At 61.2% G+C, this 15,794-nt stretch carries 18 protein-coding genes, 1 other RNA gene and 1 pseudogene; 9 read left to right on the forward strand and 11 right to left on the reverse strand.

The genetic code is table 11. The features are described from left to right. Window positions 1-66 precede the first annotated feature (66 nt). Window positions 67-387, forward strand: coding sequence for a DUF2388 domain-containing protein (locus NJC40_RS04740; RefSeq protein ID WP_045493968.1), 321 nt, complete (start codon window positions 67-69; stop codon window positions 385-387). Window positions 388-452: 65 nt separating this feature from the next. Here NJC40_RS04740 and gcvH read toward each other — a convergent pair whose 3' ends face one another. The 8 genes from gcvH to NJC40_RS04780 all read right to left on the reverse strand — a co-directional run bounded on the left by gcvH (window position 453) and on the right by NJC40_RS04780 (window position 9,416). Beyond that, entirely contained in the window at window positions 453-839 is a 387-nt protein-coding gene (gcvH, locus tag NJC40_RS04745; protein ID WP_253139937.1) for a glycine cleavage system protein GcvH, read from the reverse strand. Window positions 840-884: 45 nt separating this feature from the next. After that, a complete protein-coding gene (gcvT, locus tag NJC40_RS04750) occupies window positions 885-1,967 on the reverse strand; it encodes a glycine cleavage system aminomethyltransferase GcvT (RefSeq protein WP_045484751.1) in 1,083 nt (360 codons plus the stop codon). A 210-nt stretch (window positions 1,968-2,177) separates the two neighbouring features. Beyond that, window positions 2,178-3,794: an ABC transporter permease gene (locus NJC40_RS04755; RefSeq protein WP_045484754.1), complete on the reverse strand. Its 1,617-nt coding sequence runs from the start codon at window positions 3,792-3,794 to the stop codon at window positions 2,178-2,180. A gap of 94 nt (window positions 3,795-3,888) precedes the next feature. Then, the gene (locus tag NJC40_RS04760; protein WP_045493971.1) at window positions 3,889-4,890 is read right to left on the reverse strand and encodes an extracellular solute-binding protein; all 1,002 of its coding nucleotides are present in this window, start codon (window positions 4,888-4,890) and stop codon (window positions 3,889-3,891) included. A 118-nt stretch (window positions 4,891-5,008) separates the two neighbouring features. Next, a complete protein-coding gene (locus NJC40_RS04765) occupies window positions 5,009-6,229 on the reverse strand; it encodes a 2-octaprenyl-3-methyl-6-methoxy-1,4-benzoquinol hydroxylase (RefSeq protein WP_253139935.1) in 1,221 nt (406 codons plus the stop codon). 37 nt (window positions 6,230-6,266) lie between these two features. Further along, on the reverse strand, window positions 6,267-7,454 hold the full coding sequence (gene ubiH / locus NJC40_RS04770) for a 2-octaprenyl-6-methoxyphenyl hydroxylase (protein ID WP_253139934.1): 1,188 nt from the start codon (window positions 7,452-7,454) through the stop codon (window positions 6,267-6,269). Then, the gene (pepP, locus tag NJC40_RS04775) at window positions 7,451-8,785 is read right to left on the reverse strand and encodes a Xaa-Pro aminopeptidase (protein WP_045484762.1); all 1,335 of its coding nucleotides are present in this window, start codon (window positions 8,783-8,785) and stop codon (window positions 7,451-7,453) included. Before pepP ends, ubiH begins: the two co-directional genes overlap by 4 nt. 70 nt (window positions 8,786-8,855) lie before the next feature. After that, window positions 8,856-9,416 carry a YecA/YgfB family protein gene (locus tag NJC40_RS04780; protein ID WP_253139932.1) on the reverse strand — a complete coding sequence of 187 codons (561 nt, stop codon included), beginning with the start codon at window positions 9,414-9,416 and terminating at the stop codon, window positions 8,856-8,858. A 173-nt stretch (window positions 9,417-9,589) separates the two neighbouring features. On the opposite strand from NJC40_RS04780, the gene NJC40_RS04785 reads away from it, so the two are divergent. From NJC40_RS04785 to NJC40_RS04800, 4 genes are all read left to right on the forward strand, one after another. Beyond that, entirely contained in the window at window positions 9,590-9,799 is a 210-nt protein-coding gene (locus tag NJC40_RS04785) for a TIGR02449 family protein (RefSeq protein ID WP_045484768.1), read from the forward strand. Further along, window positions 9,796-10,125 carry a cell division protein ZapA gene (locus NJC40_RS04790; RefSeq protein ID WP_045484771.1) on the forward strand — a complete coding sequence of 110 codons (330 nt, stop codon included), beginning with the start codon at window positions 9,796-9,798 and terminating at the stop codon, window positions 10,123-10,125. The genes NJC40_RS04785 and NJC40_RS04790 overlap by 4 nt, the downstream gene beginning before the upstream one ends. A 30-nt stretch (window positions 10,126-10,155) precedes the next feature. Then, window positions 10,156-10,333, forward strand: a non-coding RNA gene (gene ssrS, locus NJC40_RS04795) — 6S RNA. A 76-nt stretch (window positions 10,334-10,409) separates the two neighbouring features. After that, window positions 10,410-11,012, forward strand: coding sequence for a 5-formyltetrahydrofolate cyclo-ligase (locus tag NJC40_RS04800; protein ID WP_045484774.1), 603 nt, complete (start codon window positions 10,410-10,412; stop codon window positions 11,010-11,012). Between the two features lie 9 nt (window positions 11,013-11,021). Here NJC40_RS04800 and NJC40_RS04805 read toward each other — a convergent pair whose 3' ends face one another. Beyond that, window positions 11,022-11,177: a hypothetical protein gene (locus tag NJC40_RS04805; RefSeq protein WP_144403210.1), complete on the reverse strand. Its 156-nt coding sequence runs from the start codon at window positions 11,175-11,177 to the stop codon at window positions 11,022-11,024. A 182-nt stretch (window positions 11,178-11,359) separates the two neighbouring features. Here NJC40_RS04805 and NJC40_RS04810 point away from each other — a divergent pair, with 182 nt between their 5' ends. Beyond that, window positions 11,360-11,809 carry an EVE domain-containing protein gene (locus tag NJC40_RS04810; protein WP_045484777.1) on the forward strand — a complete coding sequence of 150 codons (450 nt, stop codon included), beginning with the start codon at window positions 11,360-11,362 and terminating at the stop codon, window positions 11,807-11,809. On the opposite strand, the gene NJC40_RS04815 is transcribed toward NJC40_RS04810, so the two are convergent. After that, entirely contained in the window at window positions 11,810-12,220 is a 411-nt protein-coding gene (locus NJC40_RS04815; protein WP_045484780.1) for a flagellar basal body-associated protein FliL, read from the reverse strand. A gap of 546 nt (window positions 12,221-12,766) precedes the next feature. Here NJC40_RS04815 and NJC40_RS04825 point away from each other — a divergent pair. Both NJC40_RS04825 and NJC40_RS04830 read left to right on the forward strand, forming a co-directional pair. Continuing rightward, window positions 12,767-12,895: pseudogene (locus NJC40_RS04825) on the forward strand (type II toxin-antitoxin system RelE/ParE family toxin); the annotation flags it as partial. A 150-nt stretch (window positions 12,896-13,045) separates the two neighbouring features. Further along, complete coding sequence (locus tag NJC40_RS04830) at window positions 13,046-13,330, forward strand: helix-turn-helix domain-containing protein (RefSeq protein ID WP_253139930.1); 285 nt, start codon at window positions 13,046-13,048, stop codon at window positions 13,328-13,330. Between the two features lie 139 nt (window positions 13,331-13,469). Here the strand turns inward: NJC40_RS04830 and NJC40_RS04835 are convergent, their stop codons facing one another. Then, window positions 13,470-14,117 carry a TonB family protein gene (locus NJC40_RS04835; protein ID WP_253139929.1) on the reverse strand — a complete coding sequence of 216 codons (648 nt, stop codon included), beginning with the start codon at window positions 14,115-14,117 and terminating at the stop codon, window positions 13,470-13,472. Between the two features lie 322 nt (window positions 14,118-14,439). Between NJC40_RS04835 and glpT the strand changes: the two genes are divergently transcribed. Continuing rightward, a complete protein-coding gene (gene glpT, locus NJC40_RS04840; RefSeq protein ID WP_045484794.1) occupies window positions 14,440-15,789 on the forward strand; it encodes a glycerol-3-phosphate transporter in 1,350 nt (449 codons plus the stop codon). Window positions 15,790-15,794: the final 5 nt, after the last annotated feature.

The following is a 15,794-nucleotide window of genomic DNA, read 5'->3' on the forward strand; positions in this document are numbered from 1 at the left end:
GGAACTTGACGAGTGTTTCGGATCTCCAAGTTACTCGAAATTCCATTTTCACTGGAGTACCTCACCATGCGTCTGAAGCTTGCTGTCGCCACTTGTGCTCTGCTCTCCCTGCCCGTCGGTTCGGCCATGGCCGATGCCGGTTTCTGGCGGGATGTCATTTCTTCCGGGGCCACCACCGGCTCCACTTATCTGACGTTCAAAGACCATAAGCTGGTTGCCGCTGCCCAGGACGATGCCGGCAGCTTCGTCGCCAGCGAAGGCGGTATCCGTGGCCCCTACCTGGAGGCGGCCATTGCCCAGGTTCGCCAGGATAATCCAGGCCTGCAGGCCAACGACATGGAACTGGCCAACGCCATCCTTGCGCGTAATGCCGTGGCCCAGGAATAACCACGACCAGGCCGCAATAAAAAATGCCGCTCACAAGAGCGGCATCTTTGTTCCAGCGAGCAGGCTTATTCGCCCGTCAGTGCCTTGTAGGCAGCAGCATCAAGCAACTTGGCCAGGTCGGCCTCAGCGTTCGATGGCTTGAGTTTGAAGATCCATGCCTGGTAAGGCTCTTCGTTGAGCGACTCGGGGCTGTCGGCCAGTTCTTCGTTGACTGCAATCACTTCGCCAGCCACCGGCGCGTAGATGTCCGATGCGGCCTTGACCGACTCCACCACGCCTGCGGCATCACCGGCGGCGAATACTTTGCCCACTTCCGCCAGTTCGACAAATACCACGTCGCCCAGAGCCTGCTGCGCGTGATCGGAGATGCCCACGGTTACCGTGCCGTCAGCTTCCAGACGGGCCCACTCATGGCTTTCGGCGTAACGCAGATCGGCGGGAAAATTGCTCATTTGCTTATCCTCAAAATCATCAGGTCGGCGGTAGTCCGCATAAAATTAGATCAACACTTTGCCATGACGCACGAAGTTTGGCTGCACTACGCGCACCGGATACCACTTGCCACGGATTTCCACTTCGGCCCGGTCGGCCGTGCCGATGGGCACCCGCGCCAGAGCGATGGACTTGCTTAGCGTAGGAGAAAAACTGCCACTGGTGATCTCGCCATCGCCGATTTCGGCTACGCGCACGACCTGATGGGCACGCAGCACGCCGCGCTCTTCCAGCACCAGCCCCACCAGCCTGGAGTTGACGCCACGGGCGCGCTCGGCCTCCAAGGCGCTGCGGCCAATGAAATCACGATCAGCGGGCTGCCAGGCAACGCTCCACGCCATGTTCGCCACCAAAGGCGACACACTCTCGTCGATATCCTGGCCATACAGGTTCATGCCGGCTTCCAGCCGCAGGGTGTCGCGCGCGCCCAGGCCGATGGGAGAAATGCCCGCGCCGACCAGATCGTTGAAAAAGGCCGGCGCCTGCTCGGCGGGCAAGATGATCTCCAGGCCATCCTCACCGGTGTAACCGGTGCGGGCGATGAACCAGTCGTGCTCATCATGGCCTTCGAACGGCTTGAGGCTGCGGATCAGTTCGGCGCGTGCGCTGGACACCAGTTCAGCGATGCGCTTGCGGGCCTGCGGCCCCTGAATGGCGAGCATCGACAGCTCCGGGCGCTCTACCAGCTCGACATCGAAACCGGTTAGCCGCGAACGCATCCAGGCCAGGTCTTTGGCGCCGGTGGCAGCGTTGACCACCAGACGGTAACCGCGCGGAGTGAGGTAGACGACCATGTCGTCGATGATTCCGCCGTTGTCATCGAGCATCGCACTGTACAGCGCGCGCCCCGGCTCTTGTAAACGACCAACATCGTTGGCCAGCAGATAACGCAGCCAGGCCTTGGCCTGACTGCCGATGACATCGATCACGCGCATGTGCGAAACGTCGAAAACGCCGCATTCGCGGCGCACCTGATGGTGCTCCTCGACCTGTGATCCGTAATGCAATGGCATGTCCCAACCACCAAAATCGACCATCTTCGCGCCAAGTGCGAGGTGCAGGTCAAACAGGGGGGTACGCTGTCCCATGGGTGTCTCCTTCCGGGCGTGGCGAAGATACAGGCCAGGCTTGGGCCGACGGGTCCCCCAATGACTCGGGGTTTACCGCAAATGAAAACCCGTGACGCCAACCCGGCCTGCATCGATTGCGGCGCATTGTAGCCGTATGAGCGGTGGCCCGCACCCGATGTGCAGTACCGGAAACATCGAGTGTCATTTCATCTGGCCACCAGCTCAAGCCTAGCCGATCTGCCGTGCCGAGCGCCGAATCAGGCCAATCACCGGCAACAGACCGACCAGCACCAGCGTCAGTGCGGGCAATGCAGCACGAGCCCATTCGCCTTCGCTGGTCATTTCGAAGATGCGCACCGCCAGGGTGTCCCAGCCGAATGGGCGCATCAGCAAAGTGGCCGGCATTTCCTTGAGCACATCGACGAACACCAGCAGCGCCGCACTCAAGGCCCCCGGCACCAGCAATGGCAGATACACCTTGAAAAACAGCCGTGGCCCACTGGCGCCCAGGCTGCGCGCCGCTTCAGGCAACGACGGACGGATCCGCGCCAGGCTGTTTTCCAGCGGTCCGTAAGCCACGGCAATGAAGCGCACCAGATAAGCCAGTAACAGGGCCGACAGGCTGCCCAGCAACAGTGGCTTACCGGCTCCGCCCAACCAGCCGGACAGCGGAATGACCAGGGCTTTGTCCAGATAGCTGAAGGCCAGCATGATCGACACCGCCAGTACCGAACCTGGCAAGGCATAACCGAGGTTGGCCAACCCCACCCCGGCATTGATCGCCGGGGTCGGTGCCTGACGCCGGGCAAAGGCCAGGATCAACGCAGCACTGACGGTAATCAACGCCGCCATGCTGCCCAGGTACAGGGTATGCAGCACCAGGCCGGTGTAGCGCTCATCCAGATCGAAACGGCCACGCTGCCAGACCCACACCACCAGTTGCAGCATCGGTACGGCGAACGCGCAGATGAACACCAGCAGGCACCAGCTGGTCGCGGCCAACGCCTTGCCACCACGCAGGTGATACAAGGCTTTGCCCCGTGGACGCTCGTTGGCGGCGCGATTGGCGCCGCGCAGGCGCCGTTCGCCGTACAGCACGACCATCACCGCCAGCAATAACAGGCTGGCCAGTTGAGCGGCACTGGAAAGGCTGAAGAAGCCGTACCAGGTCTTGTAGATGGCGGTGGTGAAGGTGTCGAAGTTGAATACCGACACCGCACCAAAGTCAGCCAGGGTTTCCATCAGCGCCAAGGCAATACCGGCACCAATCGCCGGCCGCGCCATCGGCAAACCCACGCGCCAGAACGCCTGTAACGGCGACAGGCCCAACACCCGCGCCGCCTCCATCAGGCCTTTGCCCTGAGCCAGAAACGCCGTGCGCGCCAGCAAGTAAACGTAGGGGTAGAACACCAGCACCAGCACCAGGATCACACCGCCGGTGGAACGCACCCTGGGCAGGCGCACACCACTGCCGAACCATTCGCGCAGCAAGGTCTGCAAAGGCCCGGCAAAATCCAGCAGGCCGACAAACACGAAGGCCAGCACGTAAGCCGGAATCGCAAAGGGCAGCATCAAGGCCCAGTCGAGCCAGCGCCGCCCCGGAAACTCACAGAGGCTGGTCAGCCAGGCCAGGCTGACACCCAGCAAAGTCACGCCGACGCCGACCCCCAACACCAGGGTCAGGGTGTTGCCCAGCAGGCGGCTCATCTGGGTCTCAAGCAAGTGCGACCAGATCTCCCGGTCGATGCTCTCCCAAGACAGCAGCAATACGCTGAGGGGTAACAGCACCAGCGCGGCGATGACAAAAACCAGGGGATACCAGCGGCGTTGGGCAGGATGGGCCAAGGGGGAGTCTCGAAGCGGGAAGGAGGCTCATTCGCGGCTAAAGCCGCTCCTACGTGCAGGAGCGGCTTCAGCCGTGAACAGGGCAGGTATTAAATCAATTCCAGCCCACACGATCCATCATGCGAATGGCTTCGGCCTGGCGCTTGCCAGCCACTTCCACCGGGATGGTGTCGGCCTTGAACGAACCCCAACTGGCGACTTCTGCGCTTGGCGGCACGTTCGGGTTGGCCGGGAACTCCTGGTTGACCCCGGCGAAGATCGCCTGGGCTTCAGGGCCGGTCATCCATTCGACCAACGCTTTGGCGGCCTCTGGATGCGGCGCGTGTTTGGTCAGGCCGATGCCCGACAGGTTGACGTGCACGCCACGGTCGGCCTGGTTGGGCCAGAACAGCTTGACCGCCAGTTGCGGGTTCTGCGCGTGCAGACGACCGTAGTAGTAGGTGTTGACGATACCGGCATCGCATTGCCCGGCATTGATCGCTTCCAGCACCGCGATATCGTCAGAGAACACGTCAGTGGACAGGTTGTTGACCCAGCCCTTGAGCACTTTCTCGGCCGCTTCGGCACCGTGGGTCTCGATCAGCGTGGCGGTCAGCGACTGGTTATAGACCTTCTTGCCGGTGCGCAGGCACAGGCGGCCTTCCCAGTTCTTGTCAGCCAGTGCTTCGTAGGTGCTCAGCTCTTCGGGCTTGACCCGGTCGGTGGAGTAGGCAATGGTCCGCGCGCGCAGGCTCAAGCCGGTCCAGGCATGGGCCGAGGAGCGATACTGCGCAGGAATATTGGCGTCAATCACCGGCGTGCTGAAGGGTTGCAGAATGCCCATCTGCTCGGCTTGCCAGAGGTTGCCGGCGTCCACGGTCAGCAACAGGTCGGCCACGCCGTTCTCGCCTTCGGCCTTGATGCGCTGCATCAACGGCGCTTCCTTGTCGGTGATGAACTTGACATTGACGCCGGTCTTGGCGGTGTAGGCGTCGAAAACAGGCTTGATCAACTCATCGATCCGCGATGAATACACCACCACCTCGTCGGCCGCCTGGGCGGCACCGCCGAGCAGGGTCAGTGTCAGGGCAGCCATAAAACGCTTGCTTGCCTGCATGAAAAAAGCCTCTGGTTTCGAATACGAGGGCGAAATGGTAGTGAATCCCATTAAGCACCTCAATCGAACACCCTCCTGAGGAGTAACAGAATGTTACAGGGGTGGGTAATTGGCTGACTCAGATTTTCGCCAGTTCCGGCATTTCGCCTGACAGCCCTAAAGCCTCACGGACGAACAACGCCTTGACCTCAGGCAAATCGTTGACCACCTTCAAGCCGGTATTGCGCAGCCAGCGCAGCGGCAAAGGGTCGGCCTGGAACAACCGCTGGAAGCCTTCCATCGCTGCCATCAGGCTCAGATTGTGGGGCATGCGGCGCCGCTCGTAGCGGGCCAGCACACGCTCATCAGCGAGGTTCTCGCCACGCTCGACGGCATGCAACAGCACCTCGGCCAGCACCGCTGCATCCAGCAACCCCAGATTCACACCCTGCCCGGCCAACGGGTGAATGGTATGCGCGGCATCGCCGATCAACGCCAGGCCACGGGATACATAACGCTTGGCATGACGCTGACGCAGCGGCACACACAGCCGCGGGTCGGTGCCCAGCACACTGCCCAGACGACCTTCAAAGGCCCGCTCAAGCTCGGCACAGAAGGTCGCGCTGTCCAGCGCCATCAGGCGCTCGGCCTCCAGCGGGGTCACCGACCAGACAATCGAACACCAGTGTTCGCCCTCACGCTGCAACGGCAGGAATGCCAGCGGGCCGTCATCGGTAAAGCGCTGCCAGGCCGTGCGGTGGTGAGACTCGGCAGTGCGCACGCTGGTGACAATGGCGTGGTGCAGGTAATCCCACTCACGGGTCGGCGTACCACTCAGGCGGCGGATGGCCGAATGTGCACCGTCAGCGCCCACGACCAGCGGCGCGCGCAACTGGCGGCCATCAGCCAGGGTCAGCAGCCAGTCATCGCCAGAGTGACGCAGCTGTTCCAGACGGGCTTCGCCCAACAGGCCGATGTCGCTGTCGTGCAGCCGCTCCAGCAAGGCATCCTGCACCACCCGGTTTTCGACGATATGCCCCAGTACGTCAGCGTGCACGCTGGAGGCACTGAAGTGAATCTGCCCGGTGCCGCTGCCATCCCAGACATGCATCTGCCCATAGGGGCTCAGGCGCCGGGCAACGATACCGTCCCAGGCGCCCAGGCGTTGCAGGATGCGCTGGCTGGCCGCTGACAGCGCGCTGACCCGGGGTTCGAACGAGGCTTGCGGGTCGAAGGGTTTGACACTCAGCGAGCCACCATCGACCACCAGCACGTCCAGGCCGCTGCCTTGCAGCGCCAGGGCCAGGGCACTGCCGACCATGCCGGCTCCGACGATCAGCACATCCGCGTGGGTTTCCATGGTTCAGATCACTCTCGCTTGAATCTTGGGGTAAAGGTTACGCATCGGAGCGGGTTCCCAGGCCCATGGCCTGGCGGGCAAACCAGCGCTTGGCCGGCGGCAGCAGATCCAGACCCAACAGGCCCAGATTGCGCCCGGTAGTGACCACCGCACGGGTGCTGCCAAACAGCCGGGTGACCTTGTCGGAGAAACCGACGGTCAGTTGCTGATCCAGTTGCTGGTGCTCGCGGTAGCGTTGCAGCGTCGCCAGGTCACCGGGTGCCTGAGCGCTTTGCAGCAGGGTCTGGGCCAGGGCGTCGGCATCGCGCAATGACAGGTTGAAACCTTGCCCGGCAATCGGATGCAGGCTGTGCGCGGCGTTGCCCAGCACCACCAGATGCGAACGCACCTGCTCGTCGGCTTCGACCAGTGTCAGCGGGTACACATGCCGCGCGCCGACCTGACACAGCTTGCCCAGGCGATAGCCGAAGGCTTGCTGCAACTCGGCCAGAAAGCTGCGATCGTCGAGCGCGGCCAGGCGCCGGGCATCGTCACCGGTGCGGGTCCAGACCAGCGCACAGCGGTTTTCCGGCAGCGGCAGCAAGGCCATGGGGCCTTGCTCGGTGAACCGCTCGAACGCCTGCCCGCAATGTGCTTCGCTGGGGGTGATGTTGGCGATCAGCGCCGTCTGCCCGTACGGTCGCTGACGGACACTGATGCCCAGTTGCTCGCGCAGGCTGGAACGCCCGCCATCGGCCAGCACGGCCAGGTCGCATTCGAGTTCGGATTCGTCACTCAGGGCCAACCGAAAGCCCTGGTCGATCGCCTGCATCTTCTGCACTTCAGCAGGTACGCGCCAGCTGACCACCTCACGGTCCAGCGCCTGCCACAGGCACTGGCCCAGCCAGGCGTTTTCGGCCACGTAACCGAGTGCCGGAACACCCTCTTCGAGGGCCGACAACCGCGTAGCGCCGAAACGCCCACGGTCGGAGACCTGGATCTGCAGGATCGGCTCGGCACGTCGGGCAATCTCTTGCCACACGCCCAGCCGCTCATAGATGCGCCGGGCGCCAAACGATAAGGCTGACGAGCGTGCATCATAGCTTGGCTGAAAGGTGTCACCCGGCGCGAACGGCTCGATCAGGACGATCTTCCAGCCGCGCTCGCGGGCGCCTGCCTGCAGGGCCAGGGCCAGGCTCGCACCGACCAGCCCGCCGCCGACGATGGCCAGATTGAAACGGCTCATGCCGCCACCGCTCTGGCAGCAGCCATCAGCGCCTCGATCTCGGCCACGGTTCTGGGCACATCACCGGTAAGGATTTCACAGCCCTGCCGGGTCACCACCACATCGTCTTCGATTCGCACGCCGATCCCTCGCCATTTCTTCGCCACGTTCTTGTTGTCCGCTGCGATATAGATTCCCGGTTCAACGGTCAGTGCCATGCCCACTTCGAGTACCCGCCATTCGCCGCCGACCTTGTAGTCGCCGACATCATGCACATCCATGCCCAGCCAGTGACCGGCGCGGTGCATGTAGAACGCCTTGTAGGCGCCATCCTCGATCAGTTGCCCGACATCGCCCTGCAGCAAGCCCAGCTCCACCAGCCCGGCGGTGATGACCTGCACCGTAGCCTCATGGGCCTGGTTCCAGTGTTTGCCCGGACCAATGGCATCGAAAGCCGCCTGCTGGGCCTTGAGCACCAGTTCATAAATCGCTTTCTGCTCTGCGCTGAACACACCGCTGACCGGAAAGGTTCGGGTGATGTCACTGGCATAGCAGTCGATCTCGCAACCGGCATCGATCAGCACCAGATCGCCGTTTTTCAGCGGCGCGCTGTTTTCCTGGTAGTGCAGGATGCAGGCGTTGCGTCCAGACGCGACAATCGAACCATAGGCCGGCATCCGCGCACCGCCCTTGCGAAACTCGTACTCAAGCTCCGCTTCCAGGCTGAACTCGTACAATCCGGCCTGCGCAGCCTGCATCGCTCGGACATGGGCACGGGCCGAGACCTGCGCCGCGTAGCGCATGACTTTGACCTCGGCTGCCGATTTATACAGGCGCATGTCATGCAGCAGGTGATCCAGGGCAACGAATTCGTTGGGCGGCTGGGCGCCGAGATGCGCCTTGGAACGGATGCTGTTGATCCACTCCATCAGGTGACGGTCGAACTCGGCATTGCTGCCCATCGCCGAATACACCCGGTCGCGGCCTTCGATCAGCCCCGGCAGGATGTCGTCGATGTCATTGATCGGAAAAGCGTCATCCGCGCCGTAATCACGAATCGCCCCTTCCTGCCCGGCACGCAGCCCGTCCCACAGCTCTCGTTCGGGGTTGCGCTCGCGGCAGAACAGCACGTACTCACCGTACTCACGGCCTGGTATCAGCACCACCACCGCTTCGGGCTCAGGAAAGCCGCTCAGGTACTGAAAGTCGCTGTCCTGGCGATACACATGCTCAACATCGCGATTGCGGATCACCACGGCTGCGGCGGGCAGGATGGCGATGCTGTTGGGCTCCATCTGCTCCATCAGAGCCTTGCGGCGCCGGGCATATTCGGATTTCGGGATGTGGATCATCGGCAAGGGGCATCTCCCGGTGAGGCGTGCCGGCCGCAGCATTGGCGGCGGCGGCAGCGCAGAGTGGGAATCAGTGCAGGGACGGCTTGGGCTGCGGCTGGGCAGCGTCTGTTTTGACGCACTCGGAGAACAGCAGCAGCGGCGCCACACGCAGGTATTCCATGACTTCCATGTAGTCGCTTTCGCCGTCTTCGGACTCTTCCAGCGCGTCCTGGACCTGAGCGATGGCCGCCAGGTCCTGCAGCACCTCAGTGGCCTCGATGCTCAGAACCCGCTCGCCAGCTGCCAGGCCAAAGCCCGACAGGAAACCCTGGCACCACTGACCCAGAGCGCCGGCACGTTCGGCCAGCGGTTCATCGTCGCCCGGCAGCAACAGCACAACGGTCATGTCTTCGCCGCTCAGTTCGCCCTTGACCATTTCCTGCAGGCCAATCAGCGCCTGGCGCACGTTGTCTTGCGGCTCGGTCTCCAGCAGTATCGAAGCATCGGCAAACCAGCCTTCGCTATCAAAACCGGCGCCGGCGCAACTGCGGCCCAATAACAGGCCATGCAGCTCGGCAGGAGAAACCGGATGACCGGCGCTGCTCAACAAGGTGGCGAAAGCTTTGTACGGAGAATTTGTCGTGGGCATGGGTAGCTGGTCGCCAAACGGCGCAATGTCTAGAATGAAGGCCTTGTATCGTAGGGGCTGTTAGCGTTTGAGCACAAGCTGAAAGCCCCAAAGTATCCAAGTGACAGGTTTGTCGACCCGGCGCTCCCGCCCCTGAGCCGCGCCGCTCATCAGAAAGTAATCAGTAGGGACCCATGACAGACGCCGACCTGCAAGCACTGATGAACCGGCTGGAGCTGTTGCTCGAACGTGTCGAGCAACTAAAAGGCCAAAACGCGTTCCTATTAGCTCAGGAGAAGACCTGGCGCGAGGAACGCGCCCACCTCATCGAAAAGAACGAAATCGCCCGGCAGAAGGTCGAGTCACTGATTTCGCGCCTCAAGGCCCTGGAGCAAGACTCATGAGCAACGGCAACAGCGTCACTGTCCAAATCCTCGATAAGGAATATTCGATCATCTGCCCTCAGGAAGAGCGCACCAACCTGATCGGCGCCGCCCGCTACCTGGACGGCAAAATGCGCGAAATCCGCAGCAGCGGCAAGGTGATCGGCGCTGACCGCATCGCAGTGATGGCGGCCCTCAATATCACCCATGACCTGCTGCACAAGCAGAATTTGCCCGACCTGCAGGTCAATGGCTCGACCCGTGAACAGGTCCGTGACCTGCTCGAACGCGTTGACCTGGCCCTCGCCAACGACGCACCGGCCACAGCCGATTCGTCACGGAGCTGAATATTTCGTAACGTTTCTGTATACTTGCGCCGCTCCCTGAAGTGTTTGCCAGTCGGTCATGTCCCTGAGCCGATACGCACAACCACGGGGGTTGCACGTGGGGTTGGTGTGCATGTCCGCTCGACGGAAAGCCTTAAAACCCCCTGTAATCTCCACCTTGAACTTTCGGGTTCAAGGGCTACACCGACAGCGGCTCGTTGGGGAGTCCCATTTTCTGCCATGGCTGCCAAAGCGATGGTTTGCCTTCCTCGTGCCTGGGGATCTGCCTGCATGACGTCCCGTTCATGACCAGCGCCACAGCGCTGACCCGCCCGCAGTTACGCCGCCAGTTGCGCAAAGCCCGCCGCGCCCTGAGCCGCAGCCAGCAACGCGAAGCGGCGCGCAATCTGTATCGGCAACTGGCCCAGCATCCGCTGTTTCGCCGCGCCCGACACATCTCGCTGTATCTGGCCAATGACGGAGAAATCGACCCCCGCTACCTGCTGCAGGCCGCCCAGCGCCGTGGCAAGGCCACTTACCTGCCGGTACTCGATGCCTGGCCGCGAACCAAAATGGTCTTCCAGCGCGTGCGCCGCGGCGAGGCGTTCAAGCCCAACCGTTTCCGCATTCCCGAACCGCGCATCAATCGCGCGAAACAACGCCGGATCTGGGCGCTTGACCTGATCCTGATGCCGCTAGTGGGGTTCGATGAACACGGTGGACGGCTGGGCATGGGCGGCGGCTTCTATGACCGCAGCCTGGCCTATCGCAGCCGCCGCCAGACCTGGCGCAAGCCGACGCTGCTGGGCCTGGCCCACGAATGTCAGAAAGTCGAGCGGCTGGCACTGGCCAGTTGGGACATCCCGCTGCTGGGGACGGTGTCGGACAAGCGCTGGTATCTGGCTTGAGCGGACGGGTCAGTTGTTGCGACCCGGTACCTTCTGCTTCTGCTGGGTAATTTCTACAGGCGCATCAGGCTTGCTGGCCCAGAGACTTTGCGCGTAGCCGGTGGTGACAATACCCAAGCCGAAGACGATGACGAGAATCCAGAGAAGATCCGGCTTGCGTTTCATTGATTGCCCTCCTGCAGCGAATCAATACGTTGTCAGCAACGGGTACAGAACGGCCGTGCAACAGCGGTGACGAAAAAAGGTGCGGCATTTTGCGATAACGTGAACGAGTACGCAAATCCTGACGTCAACCGGCTGTCGGTTTTGTGATCACCTTGTTTTTCTTTGTAACAGGAGTATGCAACGTGGCCTATTGGCTGATGAAGTCCGAGCCCGACGAGTTCTCGATCAGCGACCTGCAGCGCCTGGGCACGGCGCGCTGGGACGGGGTACGCAACTACCAGGCACGCAACTTCCTGCGCGCCATGGCCGAGGGCGACTCATTCTTTTTCTACCATTCCAGTTGCCCGCAACCGGGCATTGCCGGGATCGGCACCATCACCCGCACGGCCTACCCGGACCCGACGGCGCTGGACCCGGACAGCCACTACTTCGATGCCAAGGCCAATGCAGACAAGAATCCGTGGAGCGCTATCGAAGTGAGCTTCGAAGCGATCTTCCCGAACGTGTTGGGGCTGGACTTTCTCAAACAGCAAAGCGCGCTGGAACAGCTGCCTCTGGTACAGAAAGGCAGCCGCCTGTCGGTGATGCCAGTGACCGCCGAGCAGTGGGCGGCGATCCTGGCCTTGCGCTGATTACTGGGCGATCAGGTTGTTGAACAGCAGGTCTTCCACGATCGGCTTGCCCTCTTCGGTGGTCAGCACCTGCTGGACCTGCTTGAGGGCTTCCTGGCGCAGCGCCTCCTTGGCCTCGGCCGAACTCATGCTCTCGACCGTCTGCTGCGAGAACAGCGCCACCAACTGGTTGCGGATCAAGGCGTCATTGCGCTTGACCGCAGTCTGCGCATCGGCGCCGGTGACCCGCACGGCAATATCGGCCTTGTAAACGCGCAGCTTCGGACCGCCATCGAGCGCGTAATTGCCCACAAAGGGCGGCGCCAGGCTCACATAAGCCGGCTTGGGCGCGGCATCTTCTTCCTTCTTCTCTTCAGCCTGCGCCAGGGCGGGCAGCGACAGAGCCAGCAACATCAAGATCCACGCTTTCACAATCCACTCCTTCAATTCGTTTGCACCGGGATTGTCCGGCAACTTTCCTGTGGAGGAAAGCGGCGACGGCCTCCGGCTGACAGCCTCTCACCGACAGGCCAGTGACCTGAACAGCGCTTGTGCAGATCATATCGGCCGCTGAGAGAAAAGGAATAGCCCCCAAAGCCTGGTGGTGTCGGCGGGTAAGATGCTCAACCACACCGCCAAGCGTTTGATCGAGCGCAAACGAATGCGGGTCAGCATCCCACTGGAATATTCAACCCCGAGCAAGCGAAGTACGCCCAAGGCGCCCTTGTCGAGCCTCCATATACGACTGATCCAGGCACATAGCGCGATAACCTATTTTTTTCAGGTTATTTTTCCCGCCTGCCGGCCACCCCTTCATCCCGACCCAGTGCGGGTATGTCAACGATCAACTTTCTGCCACATATCGAAATCGATATAAATCGTCGTCATGCGTTTGACGATATATCGGTATCGAGATAAGTTGAAGACACGGAAGTGCACTACCCCCGAACAGGAGCCCAATGAGCGGCATCGTGGGGTTTTCGCGTGTTTTATGTGGTGAACCGATCGGAGGCAATTTACGTCCTGCACGCGTTTCGCAAGACCACTGAAAAGACGGAAAAGCGCGATATTGACCTGGCGGCAACTAGGTACAAATCGCTGAACTGACAGACATACTGCGACACTCTCTATCATTTTTTTTTGGGGGGGGGGAGTCGACAACCCCTTCCGTTTACGACAAGGGGTAAAGCTGTACCCACAGTTCAGACTCGTTGTGTTGTTCTCAACAAACTGGATGCAACAAAGAGGGTTTAAACAATGGCAAACGAACGCTCTACCTCCGTGTGGGATGCGTTGGTTGATTCGCCAGAAGAAGCCGAGAACCTTCGGCTGCGCTCCAAGCTGATGCGGGTGCTGACCAAGACCGTTCGGTCCTGGGATCTGCCGCAAAAGGATGCGGCACGACAGTTGCGCGTCACCCAGCCGCGCTTGAGTGAGCTGCTGAACGGGAAGATCGACAAGTTCTCCCTGGATGCCTTGGTGAATCTGCTGGCTTGCGCAAATTTGGAAGTGGAAGTCACTGTGAAAGAGAAAGCGGCCTGATCCTGGTGGCGAATCAACACGACGGGCTGGCCTGTTTCGTTTCTGGCATGTGCCACCCGGCCAAGCGCGGAGCTGTGCCTTTTCTAGCCAATTTCAGGGCAAAAAACCGCCTCTGAGAAAGGCGGCTTTTGCCAGGCATTTACAACCCCTCCCGCGGCTCAGCCACCGTGACCAGCATCCTTGTGATCGGTAGGGGCAAGTAATCGCCATAACGACGCTCAGGATTGCGCCGACAGCTTCTGATGATCCGGGGAATGGCCGCTTCCAGCTTTTTGAGCATGTCGTGGCGTTCGGCTTCGCTGTGTTGCGAGGCCGCATAGCTGCTGTGCAAGAATTGACCGGTGTACCAGAACAGGTCTATCTGGGTCAGTGACGCATTGGGAAACTGCCGTATCTGGGCCTGGACCTCATAGTTGAGGTAGGCGCAGCGAACATTGCCAAGGCCGATGTTGATCTCGGTATTGAAGCTGGCCAGACCGTGAGAGCCGAAGATCACCGGCAAGGTAAAGGCGACCCGCGCCGGGGCGCCGACGGTACCGAGCCAGGGCCTGAACTGCCAGCGGCTCAACGCCTGCTGTGCAGCCTGCGCCAGCGCCGGGTGGCTGCTTTCGATCACCTGGACCTCGACCACCGTACCCTGGGCGTTGACCACCATCAGCGCGCGCACCTTGCCAGCGTGCCGCGCCTGGACCATCGGCTGCGGAAAGTCCGGCGCCGGGGTCCGTACCGGCACCAGCAGCCCTGGCGCACCCTCGGCCGTACACGCGAATAAACATACAACCATCATCAGCCATTTCATTTGGGTGCCCGCCAGTCAAGCGCTTGAGCGCAATGCAGGCGATGCTAGGCGCAGCTACCGGGCCCCGGAAGTTCATGGCTTCCGAGGGTTGCGTAGGAACGCTCTGAAATAACTGGTATGCCAGTGAACAATTCTGCAATAGACCGCTTCACTGAGGTCTTGTCTGTGGCTCAAGCCTGGCAGGCAATGTTCACAAATGAACGGAAAACATTAGTTTTTTGCGATTTCTTTGTATCAGGATGCTGCTTTTTTCTGTAACGAAAATGTAAGATTCATTTTCGCAAAAGAACAAGAACCGGAGCATCCCCCAATGTTTGCGTTTTTCCGTCCTGCCCCCCACAAGGCCCCGCTGCCTGAAGAACAGATCGACAGCACCTATCGGCGTCTGCGCTGGCAGGTCTTCGCCGGCATTTTCATCGGTTATGCCGGTTACTACCTGCTGCGCAAGAACTTCTCGCTGGCCATGCCCTACCTGATCGAGGAAGGCTACACCCGCGGCCAACTGGGCGTGGCGATGTCGGCCATTGCCATTGCCTATGGTCTTTCCAAGTTCCTCATGGGGCTGGTGTCCGACCGCTCCAACCCACGCTACTTCCTGCCGTTCGGCCTGCTGGTCTCGGCGGGTGTCATGTTCGTGTTCGGTTTCGCACCTTGGGCGACGTCCAGCGTGACGATCATGTTTATCCTGCTGTTCATCAACGGCTGGGCCCAGGGCATGGGCTGGCCGCCCAGCGGGCGGACCATGGTGCACTGGTGGTCGCAGAAAGAACGCGGCGGCGTCGTGTCGTTGTGGAACGTGGCGCACAACGTCGGGGGCGGCCTGATCGGTCCGCTGTTCCTGCTCGGCCTGGGCTGGACCAACGACTGGCATGCGGCGTTCTATGTGCCGGCGGCGGTGGCTCTGCTGGTGGCAGTGTTCGCGTTCGCAACCATGCGCGACACCCCGCAATCGGTAGGTCTGCCGCCGATCGAGCAATACAAGAACGACTACCCGCAAGGCTACGACGCCAGCCACGAACAGGAATTCAGCACCAAGGAAATCTTCGTCAAGTATGTGCTGCGCAACAAACTGCTGTGGTACATCGCCTTGGCCAACGTGTTCGTCTATCTGCTGCGCTATGGCGTACTGGACTGGGCACCGACCTACCTGAAAGAAGCCAAGCACTTCACCGTCGACAAGACCTCGTGGGCCTATTTCCTGTACGAATGGGCAGGTATTCCGGGCACCCTGCTGTGTGGCTGGATGTCAGACAAGATCTTCAAGGGCAATCGCGGCCTGACTGGCATGGTGTTCATGGCGCTGGTGACCGTCGCCACCCTGGTCTATTGGCTGAACCCGCCGGGTAACCCGACCGTAGACATGATCGCCCTGGTCTCGATCGGCTTCCTGATCTACGGCCCGGTCATGCTGATCGGTCTGCAAGCCCTTGAACTGGCGCCAAAGAAAGCTGCCGGTACTGCGGCAGGTTTTACCGGGCTGTTCGGCTATCTGGGCGGTTCGGTCGCAGCCAGTGCCGCGATTGGTTACACCGTGGACCACTACGGCTGGGACGGCGGCTTCGTGCTGTTGATCGGTGCCTGCATCCTGGCCATGGCGTTCCTGGCGCCAACCCTTAAGCACAAACAGGTCGCCAGCACCTCACGCGAAAGCAAGGCCTGAATCAG

Source organism: Pseudomonas sp. 21LCFQ02 (genome assembly GCF_024129895.2).
In the GTDB taxonomy this organism is placed as follows: Bacteria; Pseudomonadota; Gammaproteobacteria; order Pseudomonadales; family Pseudomonadaceae; genus Aquipseudomonas.